Source organism: Marinococcus tarijensis (assembly GCF_054971385.1).
In genome coordinates this window covers 102,030-126,882 of the sequence record NZ_JBQOJA010000008.1, presented here as the reverse complement: position 1 = coordinate 126,882, position 24,853 = coordinate 102,030, and the positions used below count along the sequence as shown (strand labels likewise).

At 48.6% G+C, this 24,853-nt stretch carries 21 protein-coding genes; 16 read left to right on the top strand and 5 right to left on the bottom strand.

The window, feature by feature from the left end:
- Positions 1–53 precede the first annotated feature (53 nt).
- Both ACTTK7_RS06945 and ACTTK7_RS06940 read right to left on the bottom strand, forming a co-directional pair.
- A complete protein-coding gene (locus tag ACTTK7_RS06945) occupies positions 54–842 on the bottom strand; it encodes an SDR family NAD(P)-dependent oxidoreductase (protein WP_462866896.1) in 789 nt (262 codons plus the stop codon).
- A gap of 241 nt (positions 843–1,083) precedes the next feature.
- On the bottom strand, positions 1,084–1,746 hold the full coding sequence (locus ACTTK7_RS06940) for a TVP38/TMEM64 family protein (RefSeq protein WP_462866894.1): 663 nt from the start codon (positions 1,744–1,746) through the stop codon (positions 1,084–1,086).
- A 334-nt stretch (positions 1,747–2,080) separates the two neighbouring features.
- Between ACTTK7_RS06940 and ACTTK7_RS06935 the strand changes: the two genes are divergently transcribed.
- The 4 genes from ACTTK7_RS06935 to ACTTK7_RS06920 all read left to right on the top strand — a co-directional run bounded on the left by ACTTK7_RS06935 (position 2,081) and on the right by ACTTK7_RS06920 (position 8,071).
- A complete protein-coding gene (locus ACTTK7_RS06935) occupies positions 2,081–3,877 on the top strand; it encodes a sigma 54-interacting transcriptional regulator (protein WP_462866892.1) in 1,797 nt (598 codons plus the stop codon).
- Positions 3,878–4,013: 136 nt separating this feature from the next.
- Positions 4,014–5,207, top strand: a complete 1,194-nt coding sequence (locus ACTTK7_RS06930; protein ID WP_462866890.1) for an iron-containing alcohol dehydrogenase — start codon at positions 4,014–4,016, stop codon at positions 5,205–5,207.
- A 15-nt stretch (positions 5,208–5,222) separates the two neighbouring features.
- A complete protein-coding gene (locus ACTTK7_RS06925; protein ID WP_462866888.1) occupies positions 5,223–6,587 on the top strand; it encodes a GntP family permease in 1,365 nt (454 codons plus the stop codon).
- A gap of 32 nt (positions 6,588–6,619) precedes the next feature.
- Positions 6,620–8,071, top strand: coding sequence for a CoA-acylating methylmalonate-semialdehyde dehydrogenase (locus ACTTK7_RS06920; protein WP_462866887.1), 1,452 nt, complete (start codon positions 6,620–6,622; stop codon positions 8,069–8,071).
- A 111-nt stretch (positions 8,072–8,182) separates the two neighbouring features.
- On the opposite strand, the gene ACTTK7_RS06915 is transcribed toward ACTTK7_RS06920, so the two are convergent.
- Positions 8,183–9,010, bottom strand: a complete 828-nt coding sequence (locus tag ACTTK7_RS06915) for a manganese catalase (RefSeq protein WP_462866885.1) — start codon at positions 9,008–9,010, stop codon at positions 8,183–8,185.
- 391 nt (positions 9,011–9,401) lie between these two features.
- On the opposite strand from ACTTK7_RS06915, the gene ACTTK7_RS06910 reads away from it, so the two are divergent.
- Positions 9,402–9,827 carry a MaoC family dehydratase gene (locus ACTTK7_RS06910; RefSeq protein ID WP_462866883.1) on the top strand — a complete coding sequence of 142 codons (426 nt, stop codon included), beginning with the start codon at positions 9,402–9,404 and terminating at the stop codon, positions 9,825–9,827.
- Between the two features lie 58 nt (positions 9,828–9,885).
- Here the strand turns inward: ACTTK7_RS06910 and ACTTK7_RS06905 are convergent, their stop codons facing one another.
- Complete coding sequence (locus ACTTK7_RS06905) at positions 9,886–11,541, bottom strand: alpha-keto acid decarboxylase family protein (RefSeq protein ID WP_462866881.1); 1,656 nt, start codon at positions 11,539–11,541, stop codon at positions 9,886–9,888.
- A 114-nt stretch (positions 11,542–11,655) separates the two neighbouring features.
- Positions 11,656–12,396 carry a type I methionyl aminopeptidase gene (gene map, locus ACTTK7_RS06900; protein ID WP_462866879.1) on the bottom strand — a complete coding sequence of 247 codons (741 nt, stop codon included), beginning with the start codon at positions 12,394–12,396 and terminating at the stop codon, positions 11,656–11,658.
- A 156-nt stretch (positions 12,397–12,552) separates the two neighbouring features.
- Between map and ACTTK7_RS06895 the strand changes: the two genes are divergently transcribed.
- The 11 genes from ACTTK7_RS06895 (at position 12,553) to ACTTK7_RS06845 (ending at position 24,796) form a co-directional block, all read left to right on the top strand.
- Positions 12,553–14,574 (top strand): thioredoxin domain-containing protein, encoded by a 2,022-nt coding sequence (locus tag ACTTK7_RS06895; protein ID WP_462866878.1) that lies wholly within the window; start codon positions 12,553–12,555, stop codon positions 14,572–14,574.
- Positions 14,571–15,170: a hypothetical protein gene (locus ACTTK7_RS06890; RefSeq protein ID WP_462866876.1), complete on the top strand. Its 600-nt coding sequence runs from the start codon at positions 14,571–14,573 to the stop codon at positions 15,168–15,170. Before ACTTK7_RS06895 ends, ACTTK7_RS06890 begins: the two co-directional genes overlap by 4 nt.
- A gap of 78 nt (positions 15,171–15,248) precedes the next feature.
- On the top strand, positions 15,249–15,986 hold the full coding sequence (locus ACTTK7_RS06885) for a TSUP family transporter (protein ID WP_462866874.1): 738 nt from the start codon (positions 15,249–15,251) through the stop codon (positions 15,984–15,986).
- Between the two features lie 27 nt (positions 15,987–16,013).
- The gene (locus ACTTK7_RS06880; RefSeq protein WP_462866872.1) at positions 16,014–16,583 is read left to right on the top strand and encodes a TetR/AcrR family transcriptional regulator; all 570 of its coding nucleotides are present in this window, start codon (positions 16,014–16,016) and stop codon (positions 16,581–16,583) included.
- Positions 16,584–16,666: 83 nt separating this feature from the next.
- Positions 16,667–19,744 (top strand): efflux RND transporter permease subunit, encoded by a 3,078-nt coding sequence (locus tag ACTTK7_RS06875; RefSeq protein WP_462866870.1) that lies wholly within the window; start codon positions 16,667–16,669, stop codon positions 19,742–19,744.
- A 5-nt stretch (positions 19,745–19,749) separates the two neighbouring features.
- The gene (locus ACTTK7_RS06870) at positions 19,750–20,232 is read left to right on the top strand and encodes a DUF6884 domain-containing protein (RefSeq protein WP_462866868.1); all 483 of its coding nucleotides are present in this window, start codon (positions 19,750–19,752) and stop codon (positions 20,230–20,232) included.
- Positions 20,229–20,924, top strand: coding sequence for a M50 family metallopeptidase (locus ACTTK7_RS06865; RefSeq protein ID WP_462866867.1), 696 nt, complete (start codon positions 20,229–20,231; stop codon positions 20,922–20,924). Before ACTTK7_RS06870 ends, ACTTK7_RS06865 begins: the two co-directional genes overlap by 4 nt.
- A gap of 154 nt (positions 20,925–21,078) precedes the next feature.
- Positions 21,079–22,386, top strand: a complete 1,308-nt coding sequence (locus ACTTK7_RS06860; protein ID WP_462866865.1) for an ArgE/DapE family deacylase — start codon at positions 21,079–21,081, stop codon at positions 22,384–22,386.
- The gene (locus ACTTK7_RS06855; protein WP_462866863.1) at positions 22,386–22,940 is read left to right on the top strand and encodes a cysteine hydrolase family protein; all 555 of its coding nucleotides are present in this window, start codon (positions 22,386–22,388) and stop codon (positions 22,938–22,940) included. Before ACTTK7_RS06860 ends, ACTTK7_RS06855 begins: the two co-directional genes overlap by 1 nt.
- A 14-nt stretch (positions 22,941–22,954) precedes the next feature.
- Positions 22,955–24,211 (top strand): Glu/Leu/Phe/Val family dehydrogenase, encoded by a 1,257-nt coding sequence (locus tag ACTTK7_RS06850; RefSeq protein WP_462866861.1) that lies wholly within the window; start codon positions 22,955–22,957, stop codon positions 24,209–24,211.
- 117 nt (positions 24,212–24,328) lie between these two features.
- Positions 24,329–24,796 carry a hypothetical protein gene (locus tag ACTTK7_RS06845; protein ID WP_462866859.1) on the top strand — a complete coding sequence of 156 codons (468 nt, stop codon included), beginning with the start codon at positions 24,329–24,331 and terminating at the stop codon, positions 24,794–24,796.
- Positions 24,797–24,853: the final 57 nt, after the last annotated feature.

The following is a 24,853-nucleotide window of genomic DNA, read 5'->3' as shown; positions in this document are numbered from 1 at the left end:
ACCACGAAAAAAGAAGCCGGAGAAACATCTCCAGCTTCCGCTTAAAAGAGCTATCATTCGAATTTTGGGACAGCCCCAAATGAAGTCATGCCACCGTCAATGTAAATATTTTGGCCGTTCACATAGCTCGATCCGGGAGCGGCCAGATACAGAACAGAGGTTTTAAGTTCGTCAAGACGTCCGGTGCGCTGAACCGGGGTGCGCTGTTCAACGGAATGCCGGAAATCGTCGTCTTCAAGGGAGCCGGCATTAAAATCTGTTTTAAAGAACCACGGGCTGATCGCGTTCACCGTAATGCCGTACGGAGCAAGCTCGCCTGACAACTGTTTAGTAAAGTGGATAAGGCCTGCCTTGCTCGGACCGTATACAGAGCTGAAGAACAAGCTTACGCCGCCGGCTACCGAAGCCGTATTCACAATGCGGCCGTAATTAGCTTTTTTCATGTGGGGAACGACGGCCTGGGTCATGAGAAACGCAGACTTCAGATTCGTATTGAACACATGCTCCCAGTCCTCTTCGCTTATATCCTCTACTTTGCCATAAGCGGCGGTGCCGGCGTTATTAACAAGAACGTCGATCCGGCCGAAATCATTCATAATACGCGAGACGGTTTGTGCCACCTGGTCCTTATCCGTCACATCGCATACAAGAGGAGTTACCTTTGCCCCTGTTTCATTGCTGATCTCGTCAGCTGCTTCTTCGATTTTGCTCTGGGTACGGCTGAGAATGACTACGTGGGCTTCAGCACCGGCCAGTGTTTCGGCCATTGTTTTTCCAATGCCGCTGCCGCCCCCGGTGACCACAGCCACCTGTTTGGAAAGAGAAAATAAGTTCATAGACATGCTATCGATCCTTTCATTTTTAGTGCTAGAGAAAATACAGAAAGAGAAAACAGGAATACCCTGTACGGATACCCCTGTTGCTATTCATTCAATCCATGGGTTTTTACGCTTTGACCTGGTTTGCCTGCATACCAACATCTGCAGCCGCAATCGCTATAAAAATTCTCCTATTCATTTCTGATTATTTAAATTGTCTGGCCGGGGAATCATTCATCTGTTTTAATATGTTGGTCTTAAGCCTTTAAGGCTTGTCAGGAGAAAGGCCGAGCCATCGTTTGACGGGCTTGCGGAAGTAATACGTGATGCCGATTAACAATAAAAATAAAGCTGCAGCAATGATGAATATAAAAATATTGCCTGAAGCAATACTAGCACCAAGAAAGCTGTAGGCAAACGTTCCAGGGATCATGCCGAGAACGGTAGCAAGAATAAATGAAGAAAAACGGACCCTGGCAATCCCGCCTGCGTAGCTGAGTAAATCAAAGCTCACAATGGGGATGAGCCGGAGGACAAAAATATATAAGAAGCCGCGTTTTTCCATCTGATGGAACAGCTTTTCCGACCAGGAGAAGCTGTCCATTTTTAATACGGACCTGCCAAACAGCCTGGCCATAACATAGCCTGTGGACGCGGCGCCTGTAGCACCGATAATAATATAAAGAACCCCGGGCCACACACCGAAGGCAAGGCCTGCTCCAAGCGAAAGGACAGAGGTCGGGAAGAAGACAAACGGGCCAATCGTATAAACAATAAAGAAAATAACCGGACCCCACCAACCAACCGACAAGATGAAGTCGCGGATATCAGGCGGACGGATCTCCAGATGAAAATGAGTGAAGTAAGAAACGGTGCCAAATGCTAATAAAACTAAAGCAGTTTTTAACCAGCGGGGAAGTGGGAGCAAAAGTCTTCAATCCTTTCAAAACACAGGCATATCAAGTGTGGCCCGTGGTAAAACCATTTATGCCGTTAGTAAGCCGGAAACATTATTGTTGGAACAATGTATCACGGTGGAAAGTAATTATTCAAAGCATAAGTACCGCAGTGTAAGGGAGCTTACATAATAAAAAAACATTATGCATAGTAACCTGAAGTACATTAATATTTATACATAAGTGATGCAATTGAAGTACAAAGTATTGTTAAAAATACTATAATAAAAAGAAAAGATAGTTAATAATCAAAATTTCTATATTTGAGCCGTTGTTAATTAAAAAATGTAATCAAGGAGGCTTGTTTTGGATAACTATTTCGAACCGCAAAGAAGAATCAAGGAATTGGAGGATAATTTTTTAGTACAGGATTGGATGGATTCTGTACCTTTGACTGCAGAAGCAGATAACAGTGTACAGGAGCTGGCGGAATTGATGGCAGCGTCCCGAAAGGAAAATGTGGTCATTGTAAGCAGTGATAATAAACCAATTGGACTCGTTACGCCGCGGCTTATGCTTTCATATATTTTATCCGGGGCGGGAAGCAGTCCGGTTGCAGATTTTTTAGGCAAAGAAGATTTCATTATCGTTCAGGAGAATGAACCACTGCTGAATGTTTATAGAAGTAAGTCGGCATGGTTTGTTGTAAGAGATGAAAATAACAAGCTTACAGGGGTACTGAATCGGAGTAATATATCGGATGGACTGTCAGATTTATTGCAAAAAGCAGATAAACTCGAACATACAGCTGAAATTTTGGATATCGTTTTAGAAAGGGCTTACGAAGGGGTGGCAGTAGTAGATCATAACGGGATTATTATTCAATTTAATGATGCGTACAGCCGTTTTATTGGGATTGATAAACATTATGCGTTAGGAAAGCAAGTGGAGGAAATCATAGAAAACACAAAACTGCACCACACGATTCGCACCGGGCTCCCGGAGCGCGGGGCTATCCAGTATATTAATGGCCAGGCAATGGTGGTTCACCGGCTCCCGCTATGGAAGAACGGTAAAGTGGTCGGAGCTGTAGGAATGCTTATCTTTGAAGGGTTAAATGAGCTTTATAAAATTTATGAAAATATGCAGAAAAGCTATAGAAGTGAGCAGTTAACAAATGAAGCCGTGAATGTAAGTGCAGAACGCAGTGCCAGATTCACGCTTGATGAAATCATTGGACAGAGTGAAAGCACCATGCACTCAAAATCGTTGGCAAGAAAAATTGCTAAAAAGCAGATAACGGTTCTTCTGACAGGGGAAAGCGGAACTGGAAAGGAGCTGTTTGCCCAGGGCATTCATGAATTAAGCCCTTTTTCAACCGGTCGGTTTGTAAGCGTTAATTGCGGAGCAGTCCCGGAGCATCTAATTGAATCTGAACTTTTTGGTTATGAGGAAGGAGCTTTTACCGGAGCAAAAAAAGGCGGGAAGCCCGGAAAGTTTGAATTAGCCCAGAAAGGAACATTGTTTTTGGATGAAATAGGCGAAATGCCGCCTTATATGCAGACGAAACTGCTTCGGGTGCTGCAGGAAAGAGAATTTGAAAGGGTAGGAGGCCTCGAATCAATTAAAACGGACGCCCGTGTCATAGCTGCATCGAATCGGAATCTATATGAAGAAGTAAAAAAGGGCAGCTTCCGGGAAGACTTATATTATAGAATTAATATCGTGGAAATTCCCATTTCTCCTCTTCGGGAAAGAAAAGAAGATATTCCTTCTCTTGTTGCCCACTATTTAACGTCAATATGCAGCAAACATCAGGTGCAGACAAAATCTATTTCTTCTGAAGCCCTGCAGGTCTTTATTCAATATAAATGGGAAGGAAATATTCGGGAGTTAAGAAATGTGATAGAAAATCTGGTGGTCTTGCTGGAAGAAGAAGTAATTGAAAAAAAACATCTGCCCCCTTACTTATTGGTAGAGACAGAGAGCAGAAGTATAAAAGGAGAGCTTCCAATTTTGAAAGCCAATGATGAAGAGAAAGAAAAGCAGATTATTAGTAATTCTCTTGAAAAAAATCAAGGGAATAAATTAAAAACGGCAAAAGAATTAGGCATTCATCGTACCACTCTATATCAAAAGTTAAAAAAATATAATCTAAAGTAGGTATATATAGTAATAACACTTAAACTGTAGAATGTACAAATATTCTACAGTTTTTATTTTGTAAGCGTTATTATGAGGGGATTTAAAAGTTGGCACGCTTCTTGCAATAAGAATAATGCAAAGGAGGAGAAATTTAATGAATATACCTACAGCTTTCCAATCGCCAGCAATTATTCACTATGGCAAAGAGTCCTTTCGACAGGTAGGAAAAGAAACCGCCCGAAAAGGGAAAAAAGCACTTATTATCAGCGATCAAATGATAGAAAAATTAGGATACATTGAGAAGTGCCGTACTTATTTGCAGGAAGAAAATGTAGAGAGCATCGTTTATAACGGTGTGGGATCAGAACCTACAGACAAGTTCGTGGAAGAAGCATTGCATTTCTTCCGCCAGGAGGAGTGTGATGTAGTTTTATCCATAGGCGGGGGGAGCTGCATTGATACAGCTAAAGCGGTAGCGGTAGTTAGTACCAATGGCGGGTATATAGGTGATTATATGGGTGGGAAAAAGCAGGCTTCCCATTTGCCTTCACCTCATATTGCCATTCCAACTACTGCCGGTACTGGCTCGGAAGCTACAGACGTTACGATAATTACAAACACTGCTAATGAAGTGAAAATGATGATAAAACAGCCGGCGTTTTTACCCGAAGCAGCTATTATTGATCCGGAGCTTTCTAAATCGGCCCCCGCGAAAGTCAAAGCTGCTACCGGAGTAGACGCTTTAAGTCACGCCATTGAAGCGTATATTTCTCAAAAAGCGCATCCACTGTCAGACATGATGGCGCTTTCGGCAATGGAATTAATCGTGCCGAACCTGCAAAAAACGTATAATGATCCAGAAGATGTAGAGGCACAGGAACAAATGGCTTTAGGTGCCCTGCAGGCAGGGTGGGCTTTTTCAAACTCGTCTGTATGCCTGGTTCATGGAATGTCGCGTCCTATTGGAGCCCTTTTTCACGTACCACATGGTTTTTCAAACGCTATGCTCCTGCCGGCTGTAATGGAGTTCAGCCGGGAAGATGCTATTGAGCGTTTAGCTGATTTAGGCAGGATTTTCAGACCAGAAGCTGAAAAATATTCAAATGAAGAAGCAGCGGATATTGCTATCAGCTCTGTTAAAGAACTATGCCGGAATTTACAAATACCTAATCTGCAGGAATGGGGGATTGAACAAAAAGAATTTGAAAGCGTTATCGACAAAATGGTGAAAGATGCATTTGAAAGCGGCAGTCCTGGAAAAAATCCTAAAGTACCTTCTGCGGAGGAAATGAAAGAGCTATACCAGGTTTGCTATGACTATAATTATGCTGAAAAAACCGTGAGGTAGCCGGGAGGGGAAAAAATGAGTATTGTCGGAATGTTAGGGCTGATTGCTTCTCTTGCTCTGTTAATATATCTTACGATGAAGGGCATTAATATCATCGTAGCAGCACTGCTTAGTTCCATTGTTGTGGCATTAACAGGGGGGTTAAACCTTCAAAATGCCCTTTTGGATAACTATATGACCGGTTTTACTGATTATTTTGCTTCATGGTTTTTAGTATTTCTTCTTGGAGCAATTTTTGGGAAAATTATCCAGGAAACCAAAGCGGCAGACAGTATTGCCCATTGGACGAAAGAAAAGCTTGGTGCGAAGCGGGCTGTTTTTGCGGTAGTAGCTGCCGCTGCGATTATGACGTACGGTGGTGTTAGTTTATTTGTGGTTGGATTTGCGGTTTATCCTATAGCTGTTTCGTTGTTCCAGGCTGCAAATTTTCCACATAGGTTTATTCCGGCAGCTTTAGTGTTCGGTTCTATATCATTTACGATGACAGCCCCGGGGTCTCCGGAAATTCAAAATATTATACCAACAGAATTTTTTGATACGGCGCCTACAGCCGGGGGCATCATAGGTGTACTCAATGCTCTGTTGGTTATGGTCTCCGGAGGCTGGTGGCTTGGGAAGCTGGTGAAAAAAGCAAGTGATAACGGAGAAGAATTTTCACTCCCGTATGGACCTTCTAATAAGACTAAAGAGGAAACCGCTGCGGCAGTTGAAGCAGAAGAGCTTGAGCCGGAGCATGATCCGAACCCGGAGCATCAGCAAAAACTGCCGAATATTTTCCTGGCATTCGCTCCTTTAATTTTAGTAATTATTATTTTAAATGTATTATCCCAGTTTATCGATCCTACATCTTCTTTGTTAATCGCTTTAACTACAGGGATCGCATTAGCTTGTGTAAGTATGAATAAATACCTGCAGGCTTTTTGGGACTACCTGGCAACTGGTACGCAGAATGCTTTAGTAGCTTTAGCAAACACATGTGCTGTGGTCGGCTTTGGAAGTGTAGCAGCTCAGGTAGCAGCCTTTGATACCGTAGTTAATGGACTGGTGAATATGCCAGGTCCGCCATTATTAGGTTTAGCTATAGGTGTAACAGTTATTTGTGGCATTACAGGCTCGGCCTCCGGAGGTTTAGGTATTGCACTTCCTATCCTGGCACCTATTTACATGGCTCAAGGATTGAACCCGGGAGACATGCACAGAATTTCTGCACTGGCTTCCGGAGGAATTGATTCTCTTCCGCATAATGGGTATGTGGTGACTACAGTAAGAGTTATTTGTGGAGAAACGCACAGAAGATCTTATAAACCTATATTTTTTGTGAGCGTTGTCGTGCCTTGTATTGTTTTATTCCTGGCTGTTATAGCTTATTCAATTTTTTAAACATTTTACTATACTAAAGGAGGAATTTTATTATGCAGGAACAAGCAGTAACGACCCTGAAAAATTTTATCGGCGGGGAATGGGTGGAGTCCCGGTCCGCGACCGACAAGGTGTACAATCCGGCCACCGGCGAGGTGATCGCGCACGTGCCGCTCTCCTCGAAGGACGAAGTGGACGAGGCGGTGAAGGCGTCGAAAGCGGCGTACCGCGACTGGTCGAAAAAGCCCGTCCCGCAGCGCGCCCGCATCCTGTTTGCCTACCAGCAGCTGCTCATCCGCCACTGGGACGAGCTCGCCGAAATTATCACCCTCGAAAACGGCAAAAACCTGAAGGAGGCCAAAGGCGAAGTGCAGCGCGGGATCGAATGCGTGGAATTCGCCGCCGGGGCCCCGACGCTTATGATGGGCGACCAGCTGCCGGACATTGCTACCAACATTGAGTCGGGCATGTACCGCTATCCGATCGGCGTGGTCGGCGGGATCACCCCGTTCAACTTCCCGATGATGGTGCCGTGCTGGATGTTTCCGCTCGCGATCGCCTGCGGCAACACGTTCGTGATGAAGCCGTCCGAGCGGACCCCGATGCTTGCGAACCGGCTCGCCGAGCTGTTCGAGGAAGCGGGACTCCCGAAGGGCGTCCTGTCGGTGGTGCACGGCGCGCATGACGTGGTCAACGGCCTGCTGGAGCACGAGGACGTGCCGGCGATTTCCTTTGTGGGCTCCCAGCCGGTCGCCGAGTACGTGTATACAACCGGCACGGCGCACGGCAAACGCGTCCAGGCGCTCGCCGGGGCGAAAAACCATACGCTCGTGATGGAGGACGCGGATCTTGATAACGCGGCGTGGCAGATTTTAAACGCCGCCTTCGGCTCCGCCGGCGAGCGGTGCATGGCCGCCTCCGTGGTCGCGGTGCAGGAAAGCGTCGCCGACCAGCTGGTGGCAAAAATCCAGTCGTATGCCGACGACGTCACCATCGGCAACGGCCGCGACAAGGACGTGTTCCTCGGGCCGGTGATCCGCGAAGGCCACCTCGAGAAAACGAAGGCCTACATTGACAAAGGCGTCGAGGAAGGCGCGACGCTCGTGCGCGATGGCCGCCAGGACGAGGTGGCGAAGGACGGCTACTTTATCGGGCCGACGATCTTTGACCACGTGCAGCAGACCATGACCATCTGGCAGGACGAGCTGTTTGCGCCGGTCTTATCCATTGTGCGGGTGCCGGACCTGACGGCCGGCATCGCGTGGGCGAACGAATCGCGGTTTGCGAACGGCGCGTGCCTGTTCACGAGCTCCGGGCACCACGTCCGCGAATTCCGGGAGACGATCGACGCCGGGATGCTCGGGGTCAACGTCGGCGTGCCGGCGCCGATGGCGTTCTTCCCGTTTTCCGGCTGGAAGGACTCCTTCTACGGCGACCTGCATGCGAACGGCAAGGACGGGGTGGAGTTCTACACCCGCAAGAAAATGGTGACCGCCCGCTGGTAACTGTATATAAAAAGAGTAACCCCGTGTATTCAACACGGGGTTACTCTTTTTTATTTCATCAGAAATTATAAAACAGGCGGGGCTGCAGATGTAAAGAACAGCAGCCTCTGTTTATTTTTTATCCATGTCTGGAAGGGTGTTGTGCATGTAGTCAGGGGCAGGCTTCAACTCAGGTTTGCCGCCATGAGCCTTTGGTTCAGATACATATTCAAAGGAGTGGCCGTCCGGCGCTTTATCTTTCAACCAGTTGAGATTAGCGCTCTGCTCCCCTTCCGAGAAGTTCATCAGCTGATGGGAAAACTCGGTTGCTTCCCATTGTGCCGGTACTGTGGAAGGTGCAGTGAAGCCTTCTTTTTGCTCGAGTTCTTTGATCGCTGCGGCCCATTGGTTCTGGTGCATAGTGTCCCGGGCGAGTAAGAAGGAAAGCATCTGACGGACGCCTTTGTCCTCGGTCATTTCATACAGGCGTGCCACCTGGAGACGTCCCTGCGATTCCGCGTTAAGATTGGCCCGGAAATCACTTAGAACATTGCCGCTCGCAATAATATAGCCGGCATTCCAAGGGACACCATTGCTGTCCTTAGGCACGGCACCCAGACCGGAAACAATCGCGTGCTGCGGATTCATGTCACCCATGATGGATTCAACGATAGGGTTTTTAGCTGCTTCTTCCTGTTCTTCGACTGGCGTGTCGTCAAGCAGCTGGGCGATCATGGTCGCGATCATTTCGATGTGACCGAATTCCTCCGTACCGGTGTCCATCAACATATCTTTATACTGCTCGTTGCCACGGGTGTTCCAGCCCTGGAACATGTACTGCATCGCTACAGAGATTTCCCCAAACTGGCCGCCGAGTATCTCCTGCAGTTTTTTGGCATAGACAGGATCCGGACGATCTGGTTTTGCGTGAAATTGCAGCTCTTTACGATGAAAAAACATAAATGATAACCCCTTTTCGTAGTAGATAGTTAGAATGTTTAATTGGATTTGTATCGTCCATTTCTTGCATAAAACAATATCATGCTCTGGCGTTTGGTGAGCCGCCCCCCCCCTTCCAAAAACATAAAAAAAGAGCCAGAAAAAAGAGGAATCTCCCTTCTCTGGCTCATAACTCAGCTTTTTATCTGGTTATTCCCGCCATGCAATATGATGTACTGCTTATGTTATAGCCAATAATGGAAAGGTTTAAACATAGACCCACTATTTATTTTAAAAAGCCTGCAGAATTTTAAAGCTGCGGCGGTTTTTATAAGCTGGGTGAAAGTATGCTAGTATAAGTATACTGTTTTTATAAGTGATTTAATTCGGGAGACAGAGGAAGAGGGGAAAAATGAAGCTTGATACATTTACTTTGGGACAAATATTTGAAACAAACACATACAGGGTTACAAAGGAAGACGTCCTGCGATTTGCGCGTGAATTTGACCCGCAGTACATGCATATAGATGAAGAAAAAGCTGCCGCGGGAAGGTTCAACGGTATTATTGCTTCGGGTATTCATACGATCAGTATCACGTTTAAACTCTGGGTGGAAACAGGGATGTACGGAGAAGATGTCGTAGCAGGTACGGAAATGAATCACATTAAATTTATAAAACCGGTGTACCCGGACGATGAGCTGCGGGCGTATGCTGAAGTAACGAAGATAGAGGCGAAAAGGGAAATGGAAGGTATTCTTACGGTAATGCTGAGAACATACAATCAAAAGGATACAAAGGTATTTGAAAGCGAATTGTCAGCCTTGATTAAACGTTAATCCCATAATAGAAAAAGCCAGCCCTTCATGACAACGGGCTGGCTTTTTTTGTATTTGCCTATGAGCTGCGGCCTTCGGCAAATTCACGAAGCCGCTTCAAGTGGATTGGGGCATCCATCTGGTCATCAACGTTCATTTCAATAAAATGAAGTGTATCTGGCTGGTCGAGACGGGCAACAGCCTCCTCGAATTCAGCGGAAGAGGAAACGCTTCTCGTTTCGGCTTCCGGGTAAAAGCTTTTGACGAGCTGAATATAGTCCCAGCGCGGGATATCGTTGTAGCGGGCATGTGTATTTTCTGTATTCAAATAACGTTCTACTGTGTAGCCGTCGTTGTTTAAAAAGAAAATCACCGGTTTAAGATTCTGTTCGGCCATCGCGCTCAGCTCCTGGGCGGTCAGCTGAAACGAACCGTCCCCGATAAATAAAAGCACGCGCCGTTCCGGGGCTGCAAGCTGGGCCCCAAAGGTTGCCGGCAGGGCGTACCCGATGCTCTGCCATGAGCCCTGGGAAATAAACAGTGTGTGCTCCGGAAGACGTACATGTGGCAGACCGTAGGAAAAGGTGCCGGTTTCAACGATAACAATATCCTCGGGGCGGAGCATTTTTTGGATAATAGGATAGTACGTTCCTGCCAGCAGTTGTTCGGAATAGTTTTCAGACGGAAAATCATAGAAGGAAGGAAAATATTCCGGCCCCTCAAATGTCCGGCACTCCATTACGGTAAGAGCATCAATTACTTCCGCGACCACCGTATTATAACGAGCTTTGTTTTGAACGGAAACACTCTGCGGCTGAATGTCAATCCGCTTCTCCACGGGGAGATCGGCGGTGAATTTCGCCATATTAAAGTCGGATTCAAGCAGGCCGGCAGTAATAATTAAATCGGCGCTTTCTACATAATCGCGCACCTGCTGGCTGCCAAAGGCGCCGCCGTATATGCCGATATACAGCGGGTGCTGCTCATTAAATCCGCTTTTTCCCTGCATCATCTGGGCTGTAGGAATGTTTAAGTGCTCTGCGAGCTGCAAAATACTGTTCTCCATATGGTAGCGGGAGGTAAAAATATCTACAAGCAGCACTGCTTTTTCTGCCCGATCAATTGTTTCTTTCATTAGCTGGGCGGTTTCCTGGACGACAAGCTCGTCGCTCGTATAGGAGAGCTCCTGCTGCACCCCCGGCGTTTCAATGGAGGCGGCTGCCACATCCTGGGGGACATCAATATAGACTGGTTTTCGTTCCCGGACAGCGGAAGCGATGGCTTTCGGAATTTCCTCGGTGGCGTTTTCAGCAGTGATTTTCACTGCGTAGCATGTGATTTCCTGATGCATACGGAGAAATACCGAGTAGTCGCCGTCCATCAGGGTATGATGGGCTTTAACGCCGTTTTCCTGCATGGAAGAGGCCGGAGACCCGACAATGTGGATTAACGGTATGTGTTCACTGTAGGCGCCGGCGACAGCGTTTGAAGCGCTCAATTCCCCGACACCAAACGTGGTGATCATAGCGCTGAGCCCTTTAACATGCGCATACCCATCAGCGGCGTAGCCGGCATTCAACTCATTCCGGTTGTCGACAAAGCGTATGCCGCTATAGCTTTCAAGTTCATCGAGCAGGGCAAAATTATAGTCGCCCGGTACGCCGAAGATTTCTGTAATGCCTTCTTTTTCAAGGCGGTCGTATAAAAAAGAACTGACTGTTTGTTGTGCTGCCATAATGTACCTCCTGAACTGGATAATAGTAGGCTGTTCCCGCATCAGCAGAAATTTAGACATAAACCAGGAGGGGAATTGCCTGCAGCAGGAAATAAATATAAAAGAACCCGGCTTTTACAATGTGGTAATAATTGGTCCGTTCTTAGTGAGAATAATTGTATGCTCGTACTGAGCCACATAGCTGTTATCAGTCAAAAGGGTCCATCCGTCGTCAGACTGGAAGACCTCCTCTTCCGATGTAGAGATAAACGGCTCAAGGGCAATAACCGTGCCATCCTTTAAAATTTCATCGTCCCAGCGGGAGAAGTAGTTGAAAATATGCTCCGGCGGCTCATGAATCGAGCATCCGATACCGTGCCCGGTAAGATTTTTGATAACAGTAAAACTGTACTGTTTTGCCACATTGTGCACAGCTTTTCCGAGAGCGCTTTTTTTCGACCCCGGCTTTGCCTTCTCAAGTCCGGCGTCAAACGCTTCTTTCGCAGCTTCGCATATTTTCTGTAATACGGGGTCGGCTTTACCGACCACAAAAGAAACCCCGGTATCGGCAAAATAACCATTTTTCGAACCGGAAACATCAATATTGACCAGGTCGCCTTCCTGAATGGTCCGCTCACCCGGAATTCCGTGAGCTACTTCTTCATTAATGCTGATGCACGTCTGCCCGGGAAAATCGTATACTCCCTTTGGTGCAGACTGAGCTCCTGATTGGTCGAAAAGCTTTTCTGCCATGTCATCAAGTTCCTTTGTGGTGATTCCCGGTTCAGCCGCATGGACTAATTTGTCGCGAATCGCCCCGCAAATTTCACCAATTTCCCGTAATCCCTGAAAATCCTCTTCTGTTTTTGCAATCATTGTGTATCCTCACTTTTTAAACAGTTTATGTTGATCATTTCATTTAGATTCTATCATAAAAAATTTAAGGGAAGCTGCCTGGGCGATGAAAATATCTTCCCTGTTTGGGCAGCTTCTTTTTCGTGAATAAATACCAGTAAGAAAGGACGTGATTGGTTGAACCGTCTACAATACGAAAAATCGCCCTATCTCCAGCAGCATAAAAATAACCCGGTGGACTGGTACCCGTGGGGAAAAGAGGCTTTTGAGAAGGCAGAAGCAGAAAACAAACCGCTAATGGTGTCTATTGGGTATTCAACGTGCCATTGGTGCCATGTAATGGAGCAGGAGAGCTTTGAAAATGCGGAAGTGGCAGCGGTTTTAAATGAAAAATTTGTACCGGTGAAGGTAGACCGGGAGGAGCGCCCGGATGTGGATGCCATCTACATGTCAGCATGCCAGGCCATGAACGGGCACGGCGGCTGGCCGCTGAACGTCTTCATTACACCGGATCAGAAGCCTTTTTATGCAGCCACCTACATTCCGCGGAATCAAATGGGGAGCATGCCGGGGATCATGGACGTGCTGAGTCAGCTTTCAGATATTTACCGGGACGATCCCGAACGGGTGGCACAGGTGGGAAATGATATTTCCAAAGCGCTCGAGCCGCGGGCTGTGGAAACGAGACAGCTGAATATCAGCAACGTGCATACAGCGTTCCGGGCCTTTACCCAGCAGTTTGATTCCTCCTACGGCGGATTCGGCTCTGCCCCGAAATTTCCAAGCCCGCATATTGTGATGTATCTGCTGCATTACTATCATCAGTTTGAAAGCGAGGGTGCACTGTATATGGCCACCTCCACGCTCGACGCGATGGCTTCTGGAGGCATCAGAGACCATATTGGCGGTGGTTTTTCCCGTTACGCGACAGATCAGGCTTGGCTGGTGCCTCATTTTGAAAAAATGCTGTACGACAACGCGCTGCTTCTGATGGCTTATACGGAGGCCTATCAGTTGACGGGGGAAACGAGATATAAAGAAGTGGTGGAGGAAATTATTGAGTACGTCCACCGGGACCTTACGCATGAAGAAGGGGCGTTTTTCTGCGGAGAAGATGCTGACAGTGAAGGGGAAGAAGGCAGATTTTACGTCTGGACCCCGGAAGAGATTGAAGATGTGCTCGGGGAGGAGCGCGGCGAACAGTTTGCGATTGAGTACGGTATCGACCCTGCCGGAAACTTTGAAGGAAAAAGCATTCCCAACCGGATCAACCGTCCGACTGCCGGCTGGAGCGATGCTGAACGCCGTGAGGCATTGCAGGCTTTATATGAATATCGGGAAAAGCGGGTTCGTCCATTCCGGGATGAAAAAATACTTACGTCCTGGAATGGCTGGATGATTGCCTCAATGGCTAAAGCAGGACGGGTGTTCCAGGAGGAAAAATGGACGAGGTTTGCTGAGGAGGCGTACCGTTTTATTGAAACCCGGCTTCAGGATCAAAACGGGCGGTTCCAAGCCCGCTGGAAAGACGGTGACGTGCAGTACGATGCGTACGTGGATGATTATGCCAATATGATCTGGGCCAGCACCGAGCTGTACGCCTCAACGTGGAAGCCGGAATATATTGAAAATGCATCTGCCTGGGCAGAAACGATGATCAGCTACTACTGCGACCGGGAAAACGGGGGGTTCTTTCTAACAGCATCTGACGGGGAATCCCTTCTGTTCCGGCCGAAGGAAGCATTTGACGGAGCCGCTCCTTCCGGCAACAGTGTAGCTGCGGTACAGCTGATGAGGCTTGCCCGTCTTGCCGGCAATATGGAATTTGAACGAACGGCTGAAAAAACGTGGGAAGCTTTTTCGGCTTCAATTGAACAGGCGCCGACTGCCTTTGGGCATCTTATGCAGGGGCTGGTGCTTTTTCACGGAGACAGAAAGGAAGTAGTTATCCGGCCTGCACAGGATGATGAAGCGTTTCGGGTAAAAACCTACATTCAGCGTGCATTTCATCCCGAAGTGACGAGCCTGGTCGCCGAAGAAAACACTGATCTCAGCCGGGCCGCCCCGTTTGCAGAGGATTATCCGGTGCAAAACGGAAAGACCACAATCTATGTCTGCCGGGACTTCTCCTGCCATGCCCCTGTGCACAGCACAGAAAGCATGAAATATTTATTTGGCACCGGGCAGGACCACCAATGACTATTATTACGGTGGAAGCAGAAAACAACGCGTGGATCCCGGAGATGTCTGAACGGCTTAAGCGTTATTTTCCTGAAGCCAGGCTGATCGAACGACTTGCGGAAATTCCTGAGGAGCCGTGGGAGTGGGTCGAGGCTGAACGACAGCGGAACCGGGAGGCGAAGCAATGGGAAGAGGAAGGCGTGCCGGTAATCGTGGAAGGAGATGTGCTTGCCCCGTTTATGAAGGCCTGGATGCACTATTTCCGTAAGCCCTGGCCGGAGCTGTACGAGCTCGATGATTACTACCGCAAGCGTCTGCAGGACTTTCGGCTTCATCTGTCGCAGCGGTACGTATTCATCCAGCAGGAGGAAAAGAAAAAATGGCGGTGGCCGAAGCGGAAATCTCCGCTCGAAGAAGAGAAGGAAGCCAAATACCGGTACTATAACGGCATGAAGTCGCATACGCCGGAGCTAATAGATCTGGCGGCGCATGACTGTATGGGGTCATATCCTGAATACCTTGAACAGCACTGGCCGGCAGAACACCCCAAACGGGAATGGCCGATGCAGCTGTATGAATTTATGATTTATTTTGCAGCGAATCAGCGGGCGTGACAAAAGTCACTCCCGTTTTTTATCTTTATTTAAAGCGTGATACAATAGCGTAAGTATGCAATGAAGGGTTCTGACAACATGAGTGCCATTGTGGAATTTGTTTTAATCGCTGTTATTATTTTTACCGGAAGCTTTATCCAGGGCGTCAGCGGCTTTGGTTTCGGCTTATTCGTGATGAGCTTTGTGCCGTTTTTCTTTACGCTGCAGTTCAGCTCACTCCTTGTTATTTCGCTATCCGTGATTACCGCCCTGAGCATTATAGGCAAGGTTTATAAGCACATCCAGTGGGCGCAGCTCGGATATTTGCTGGCAGCCACCGCTGCAGGAAGGCTTGCAGCTTTTTTTATACTACATAACTTCGGGGAAATGGACATTCTGAAAAAAGTGCTCGGCCTCGTGCTTCTCGGCATGGTCGTGTATACCTTTGCCCAAAAGCCGGAGAAAAAGCTGCGGCCGGTGCCGAAGGTGATTCCGCTGGCACTCGGTTTTTGCGGTGGGCTGGTAGGAGGCGTTTTTGGCGTTGGCGGGCCTTTTTTCGTCGTTTATTTTTTATTAACAACAGCCAACAAGTATCATTATACAGCGAACCTGCAGATTACATTTCTCATCGGAAGTCTTTTAACTGTCGTTGCCCACGCGGGCGCCGGTGACTTTTCGAGGGAGCTGCTACTTTATATTCCTATAGGAATCGTGTGTGTGCTGCTTGGCACAAGAATTGGGATCCGCTATTTCGAAAAGCTGCCGCAAAAGCATATTCGTACGCTCACGGCCGTCATTATCGGTGCAGCAGGCCTTAATATGCTGTTTTTTGCTTAAAACTAAACCGGAAAGGAGGAGTGCCTGATGCCGAGGCAGCGAACAATTGACCGCAGAACGCTTTTTCAGGAAACAGAAAAGTTAATCATGGACGAAGGCTACCATTCGTTTCATTTCAAAGCCCTGTCGGAGCGCCTCGGGGTGGCGAGAAGCACTATTTACAACTATTACGCTAAAAAAGAAGAATTAGTGACAGCCTATATGCTCGACAAGCTGGATCAGGTATTTTCCCAGCTCGATGAAGCCGACCGACAGACGGACTTTTCAGTGCGGATGAGGGCCTATATCCGGGTGTGGGTGCAGCAGGCATCAGTTCATCAGGCATTTGACATTTTCCCGGTCATGGACCACCATGCTTCGGCCCAGGTGGAAATAAATGTAGAGCAGCTCCAGCAGTACCTGGGTCAGCTGGGGAGCCGGGCGTATACACTGATCGAAGACGGGAAAAGGGAAGGAGCCATCCGCGGGGATCTTCCGACGCATGGCATCACGCGGATGCTGATGGTGGCGGTGCAGGCTCCGGATCCGTCCCTCAGTGAGGAAGAATGGGTGGAGACTATTTATAATATTTTCTTAAATGGCATCAAGCGGCAGTAAATAATTTTTAAATTTAAATGACACCAGTGTCATTTTCGTTCAAAACAACGTATACTGGGGGTAATGATACTGGGGGGAGAAATGTGAAAAAAATAATTGCAAAACCAAAGCTGATTTTATTATTTATTGTGATGCTCATTATTGTCGGCACACTGTCTTTTTTCCAGCTGCCGCAAAAAGAAATTCCATCAACAAATCCGCCGGTGGGCCAGGTAACCACGGTTTACCCCGGAGCTTCGGCCGAAGAAGTGGAAACAACGGTCACGAACCAGCTTGAAGAAGAGCTTGATAATGAATCGGCCACAGCGTCGATTTCTTCAGTGTCTTCTCCCGGGCTGTCGTCCATTACTGTAGAGCTTGATGAGAGTACGGAAAATCCGGATCAGGTGTGGAACAGTCTCGAACAGAAGCTGTCGCAGGTAAGCACCTCGTTTCCGGATGACGCAGAAGAGCCGTCCATCAACAGTGAGCTGAGTCAGCAGGGACTCGCTATCTACCAGCTGACGGTAGAGGAAGAATCGGTTCCGGAGGCGGTACAGCTCATTGAGAGCTGGGAACAGCGATTCACCGGAATACCTGATATCGACAGTCTGGAAATCACTGGCGACGTGGAGCGTGAACTGCAGGTCCGTCTCGACAGTGAAGCAATGGAGGAGGAGGGGCTGCAGTCCGGCCAGGTTATCGGGGCGCTCTCCTCCGCCTCGGAAGTCGTTCCGCCCGGCGAATGGCAGCGAGACGGAGAGCTTTATCAAGTAGAGCTTGAAGCGCTTGAAAACACGGAAGACTGGGAAAGCATTGAAATAAGTCCGGGTCAGCAGGGCAACGGAGAAAATGCTGTGCTTGGCGATGTCGCAACAGTGGAAAACACATACGCTCCGATCGAGGAGCAGGTGGAGTATAATCAGCAGTCGGCCCTGTCGGTAACATTCTTTCTCGCGGAAAACGCGAGTGTGCCACAGGCACAGAGCAATTTAGATGAAGTAATAGCTGATTTTAAGCAGCAGCTGCCTGAAGGAATGGAGCTGACCCAGCTCTATACGCAGGGCGACGTCGTGGAGGATTTATTTTCAAGTCTGGCGATATCCTTTGTGGTGGCATTTGTGTCGGTATTAATTGTCTGCTCGATCGGTCTGCGAATCCGGACCGCACTGTCAGTAGCCATATCGATCCCGGCGGCGCTTGCGATCGGAATGATTCCTCTTACGTTTACCGATGTTGGCCTGAATCAAATTTCTTTAATTGCTTTTATTATTTCGCTCGGAATTCTTGTGGATGATGCTATTGTCGTAAACGATAACATTGACCGTCGTCTCCGGATGGGAGACAGTTCGATTGAGGCAGCCAGTAACGGGGTTCGGGAAGTGCTTGTCTCGGTTATCGTGTCAACGCTTGCTGTCGTATTCACTTTTTTTCCGCTTTTATTTCTTCCGGGCGCGGCGGGTTCATTTATCCGTCCGCTCCCTGTGGTGCTGATTACGGTATTGATTTCGTCCACGCTGCTTGCGATCTTTTTTATCCCTATTTACCGGGGTATTGTGGAGAAAAGAAGAAAAAAGAAGGACAAGCGGACGTCGCCGGGATTTCTGGGCGCATTTCTTGACCGCTCAGCGAGATGGTACAGCAAACGAGTGCTGACACGTGTCGTGAAGCGTCCGGTTATTGTGTCGCTTGCCGGATTGATACTGGGGACCTCGGCATTTGCGCTCGTGCCTTACACGCCGCTTGAGTTTTTCCCGGATACGGAGCGGGAGGAAGTATTTATCGAAGCCTCTGTGCCGGAAAATACTCCGCTTGAAGAAATGGAGGCCGAGGCGGAGGAAGTGAGCAGCTGGCTGCATGAACAAGAAGGAGTAACCTCGGTATCTTCATATGCAGGGACGGAAATCCCCACTGTATTTTCGGGGGGATCGGGAAGCGGTGCCGCCGGGCCGAATGATATGAATTTTCTCGTATACGTAAACCCTGAAGAAATCCCGGCAAGGGAAGGAAGCGAAATATGGCCGGGAGAGATTCGAAACACCTTTGACAACGTTGAAGCCCAGGGATCGATTGTTGAATCGGGGCCTCCGGTTGGAGCCCCAATTGCCGTTGAACTCTCTGGTGAAGAAACGGATGAACTGTTTTCGGCAGCAGCGGAGGTGGAAGCGCTGTTTGCAGAAACAGAAGGTGTTGACTTAGCGGTTTCGAACGCCAATCAGAACGTAAACCAGTGGCGGTTTGAGCAGGACAGGGAAGCCCTGGAAGGTACAGGTGTAACCAACGAAACTATAAGTACAGAGCTTCGCCTGCTCGGTGAAGGAGTCCCGTTTGGCCAGTGGAACGCAGATAATGAAGTCATACCAGTTCAGGTAATGTACGATAACGGAGAACAGGTAACAAACAGCGACCTGGATCAAATCGTTTTGGCCAGAGACGAAGGCGGAGAAGCAGTTACTTTAAATGACCTGGGACGTGGTGTAGAGGAAACGACGACTTCCGCTATCCCGCACGAAAATACGGAACGGACCATTACGGTCCGTGCTTATCCGGGAGATGCTTCCGAGGACGAGATTTTAGCAGCCACCGGGGATTCTCTTGACTCAATTGAAAATGAATATGGCGGCGTCAGTGTCCAGGTAGGTGGAGAAACGTCCGAACGAAACGATGTATTTATTGATATTGGACAGATATTCATTGTCGTGGTGTTCCTGCTGCTCATATTGTTTGCGCTGCAGTTCTACTCGCTGCGTATTCCGTTTATCGTTTTGAGTGCAGTGTATGTAGCAATTGCGGGGGTCATTCTCGGTTTGTTCCTGACACAGACGGGACTCGGATTCATGTCGATGATGGGGGCAGTCAGCCTCGCTGGTATCGTCGTACGGAACGCGGTCGTTATGATAGAATTTATGGAACAGCGCATACGAAGCGGTGAGTCCGTGCGGACAGCCGTCGTGGCAGCCGGAGAAGAGCGGTTCCGGCCGATTCTGTTGACGAGCCTGACATCCATCGCCGGTCTTCTTCCGATTGCTCTGGGGGACAATCCATTGTTTCAGCCGCTTGGAACAGCAATTGTGACGGGACTTGTCTTTTCGACAGTGCTGACGCTTTTATTGGTGCCAGCCCTCTACACCTGGAAAACGGAAAGCGACCACAAACGTCGTGCGCGAAAATCAAGGAAATAAGGTGAATGGCATTGAAACAGCTCGCAATAATTCCCTGCGGGGCGAAAAAAGCCTGGGACAAGGAGCCTGATCTTGGGCCCCTGCCTGTAAAGCACGTGTACCAGAGTACGTTTCATCAGCTGTGCCGGGCTTACGCAGAGGCATTCGCTGACCAGTGGGCCGTGCTCTCAGGCAAACACGGCTTTATGTACCCGCAGGAGCTTATTAACACAAATTACGATGTTACATTTGGAAAAAGACAGCAGGAGGAAATCTCCCGGGCTTTCTGCACTCGGCAGTGGCAGGAAAAGCAGATGAATGAATACGACCGGTATGTAGTGCTGCTCGGCAAAAAATACGATCCGGTCATCACGAGGATACTGCCCATGGAGAGAACCGTTTTTCCGCTCCGGGAATACAGCGGGATGGGATATATGCAGCAGGCGTTAAAGCAGGCGGTAGCAAGTCATCGTCCGCTTCCCCTTCACGCCCGGGAAAAAGAGTCATGATGGAAACGATCCTGTTTTTTCTGACAGCAGCTGTCGTGTTGACGGCGCTTACGTACACCCCCGTGCTCGGCACCTATTTATCGCTGTTTCAGACAATGGTGCACGAAAACGGGCATGCCTTCATGGCGCTTGCCACCGGCGGGAAAGTGCGGTCGATCTCTTTATTTTATACGAGGGAGGGTCTTGCTGAAACTGGCCATAAAGGAAAGCTTGGTCAGGCGCTCACAACGTTCGCCGGCTACCCGTTTGCAAGCGGGATGGCTCTTCTTTACAGCTGGGTATTTACCTCCGGCTGGTACAGCGGACTCATGATCGGCCTCACAGGTCTTCTCATTTGGAACACGCTTCTCTGGGTGCGGAATCCTGCCGGAATCATCTGGGGACTGGCAGCTTCGGGCGGGGGACTGTATCTGCTCATTGAAAATATGGTCATGCTTATGATGTGGATTATGTTTATCCTCGGCGTACTTCTGGTTATCCAGTCGGTCCGGTCGGCCTGGATCATTTTGCAGCGGAGTCTGCAGATGCCGGGGGACGCCGGAGATGCTACGGGATTGCACCGGGTGAGCCGCGTCCCCGCGCAGGTATGGGGCGTACTCTTTTTTACATTGGCGCTTGCAGCTGCCTGGTTTTCGGCAGGTTTTTGGCTGCAGTGGGACAGTTCCATATTGATTCAGGGGGAAAACGCTTAGTCGTTTTCTCTTTTTTATATGCAGAAACGGGCGGTGTCTATTGCCCGAAGCTGTTTTTATAAAAGGAATACTTTCAAACCGGAAGCATAATTTGAAGTGAAAATGGGAAAAGTCGAAGAGAGAAAAAGAGTTTTTCAGAAATGAGGGAGAGCGAGTGACCGAGACCATCAATGCCAGTCAAAAAGTATTAGCTTCCGTTGATAAGCTGTGGGAAGAGGAAATAGAGTTTTTACAGACGATCGCGAGGTTTCCGAGTACGATCGAATATGAAGGATCGCTTCAATTATACTTAAAGAATTTTTTTCAGAACGAGCTAGAGATGGACGTGGAAACAGTGGATGTCGATGAAAAAGAAATCAGCTCTCTTCCGGGGTACTCCCCAAGCGAGTGGTCCTACGCGGGCCGGCCGGTAGTAGTGGCGAAGGCACCGCGCAGTTCCCGGAACTCCGAAGGCAGCAGTTTGCTTTTCCAGGGCCATGTGGACGTTGTAAGTCCTGAGCCAAAGCACAAATGGAGTGTGGATCCATGGGGGGCGCAGCGTATTGGAGACCGCCTTTACGGACGAGGGGTGCTCGATATGAAAAGCGGTGTGGCGGCAATGATTTATGCCTATAAAGCCATACGGGATGCAGGCTATGAACCGGCAGCTGATTTCTCCATCAAAACGGTTATCGAGGAAGAGGCGACAGGCAATGGGACGCTCGCTGCAGCGAATGCCGGGCACCTGGCAGATGCCGTTCTCATTCCGGAACCGTTCGGGCAGTGCCCGTCCACCGTCCAGCTCGGAAGCCTCTGGCTCCGTATTCATATCGATACGAGTAGCAATCTGCAGTCGGATCAAACCGGTGTTGGAGCGAATGCCATCGAAAAAGCACAGAGCGTGATTGAGGCTCTGCAGAGCTACCGGGAATACGTCAACCGGGATGATCAAAAGCCGCCGGAATTTGCCCATATGAAAGAGCCGATCGACGTGGAGATAGGAACGATGCACAGCGGGGATTTTGCCTCCAACATTCCTGTAGAAGCCACGCTTGAGGTTCGTTCTGCCGTTTACCCGGGGAAGGACCCGTCCGAAGGCAAGCAGGATTTAATCGATTGGATTCTTGATAAAACAAAAGATGATGAATGGCTTCGTGAGCATCCTCCGGCCTTTGAATCCTTTGGCTTTCATGCAGAGGGTATGGTGATGCCCGAGGATGACCCGCTGTTTGCCAAACTCGATGAAGCCCACGAAATGGTGACCGGAAAACAATGCGGCAGACAGGCGCTTCCAGTAACAACAGACGCCCGGTATTATGGTCTTTACTATGACACTCCGGTTACATGCTACGGTCCTTCAGGGGCGAAAATGCACGAGCCGGATGAGTGGGTGGACCTTGAAAGTGTAAAAAACGTAACGAAAGTGTATGCAGACTTTTTAATCCGCTGGTGCGGCATTCATAAAAAGGAAGGGGAAAGCTGATGGGCTATTCGCGTGCCTTGATTGTGATTGACTACACGATGGACTTTGTGGCAGAGGAAGGGGCACTCACCTGCGGAGAACCGGGACAAAAAATCGAAGGTGCTATTCACCAATTAATCGAAACGTATCAGACCGCAGGTGATTTTGTCGTATTCGCCCTCGACCGCCATGAAGAAGGAGATGATTATCATCCGGAGAGGAAGCTTTTCCCGCCTCATAACATAGCAGGCACGAAGGGAAGAGGCCTGTATCGGAGCATTCAGAGCCTGTATGAATCTATACGCCACCAGCCGAATGTTTGGCAGGTGGACAAAACAAGGTATAGTGCATTTGCAGGAACAAATCTGGAACTGAAATTAAGAGAACGGGGCATTACCGAGCTTCATCTTGCCGGAGTCTGTACTGATATCTGCATTCTTCATACAGCAGTGGATGCCTATAATAAAGGCTTTGATATCGTCATTCACCAGGATGCTGTAGCGAGCTTTGACGAGGAAGGACACGTATTTGCGCTAAAACACGCACAAAATATTTTAGGGGCGTCAGTCCAATAGAAAGGAAGAACATCATGACCGGACAAAACAGCCAGGGGCCGCTCGGCGTTGTGCATCAGCAGATCGCGGAAGCGTCCCGGCTTATTCAATTGCCAAACACTGTAGAAACGATACTGAAATACCCGAAAAGAAAAGTGGAGGTCCAGTTTCCGGTGGAAATGGACGACGGCCATACCCAGATGTTTACCGGCTACCGGACGCAGCACAATGATGTGCTCGGCCCGGTGAAGGGCGGGCTCCGCTTTCACCCGCAGACGGATGAAGAGGAAACGGAAGCGCTGGCTGCCTGGATGACGTTTAAGTGCGCGCTTGTGCAGATTCCGCACGGCGGTGCAAAGGGAGGCGTCGTCTGTGATCCTTCCATGCTGAGTGACCGTGAGCTTCGCCAGGTCAGCAGAGGATACACGGAGGCCCTGTTTGACTTTCTCGGTCCCAATAAAGACGTGCCGGCCCCGGATGTGTATACGGATCCGAAGGTCATGAGCGTCATGATGGATACGTACTCCCGGATGGCCGGCGGTCACGAGCCCGGCGTTATTACCGGCAAGCCGCCTCTTGTCGGCGGTTCAAAAGCAAGAGAGTCAGCAACGGCCCGCGGCGCTGTTTATATTATCGAAAAAATGCTTGAGCAAGAAAACAAACGTGCCGAAGACATACGCGTAGCCATCCAGGGCTTTGGTAACGCCGGACAGATCGCCGCGAGACTGCTGTACGATTTAGGATGTAAAATTGTGAGCGTCAGCGACTCCAAAGCTGCCCTGTATGATGAAGATGGGCTTGATATTCCGAGAGCCCAGCAGGCAAAAGCAGGCAACAGCGGCCTGCAGGAGTACGGAGAAAACTATCTGCTCGAAAACAGCATGGACATCCTTTATACTGATGCTGATATTTTGATACCTGCTGCCATGGAAGGCGTTATCACAAAAGATAATGCAGACCGGGTAAAAGCTCCGAAGATTATGGAGCTTGCAAACGGACCGACCACACCGGAAGCAGATCATATTTTAAAGGACCAGGGGCAGGCAGTATATCCGGATATTTTAGTGAATGCCGGTGGTGTTATCGTATCGTATCTGGAGTCCGTTCAGAACCACATGAACTACTATTGGTCTGAAGATGTAATTAATGAACGGATGAAGGCATTTATACTCGAAGCATACGAACAGACAGAAAAATCGGCGTACGAACACAAGACCACCAACAGAAACGGTGCGATGATTTTCGCCATGGACCGGCTGCAGGAAGCAATGGAGTACCGTGGCTGGATATAAAAAATTAACAAATTCTGCATGAATCTATAGTCACAGGGGAGTCAACAAGATAAAATGCTAGTGTGAGCTTTTCCGGAAACGGGAAGGAAAACTGTTAAGAGTTCTAGGAGGGATTAGATGGATTGGTCAAAAGAATTTGATTTTCATAAAAACGATACGGAAGACAGTACAGCAGAAAAAATGAAACGAATCAGCAAATGTATTGATAAGCTCTGGGGAGATTTCGACGAAGTCTTAACAGAAATTGTGGAACAGGGTGGGCTGGAAAAAGAAGACTACAGAAAACGGTTCAGGGATGAAACGTTCACCATTGAACTTCTGGAGTCTGAATTAAAAGGTTCCGTCAGCGGACACTTTGACCGTAACATCGATGTCATGGTTGATTTGACACTGGATGAACCGAAAAAGAAATCGCTCAGCCAGGTATTCCTTCCAAACGATAAACTGTATCTGATCGACACGCGCAGCAACCAATGGGTAATTGCCGAAGCCGGCAAAAAACCAAAAGACTGCACAAAGCTTGAGAAAAAGCATATCGAGCAGATATTCGCTCACATGCTTCGTGAGTATAGAGTTACGAAATAACAAAACAGAAAAAAGCATCCAACTTGACGGTTGGGTGCTTTCTGTTATCAGGTGCTG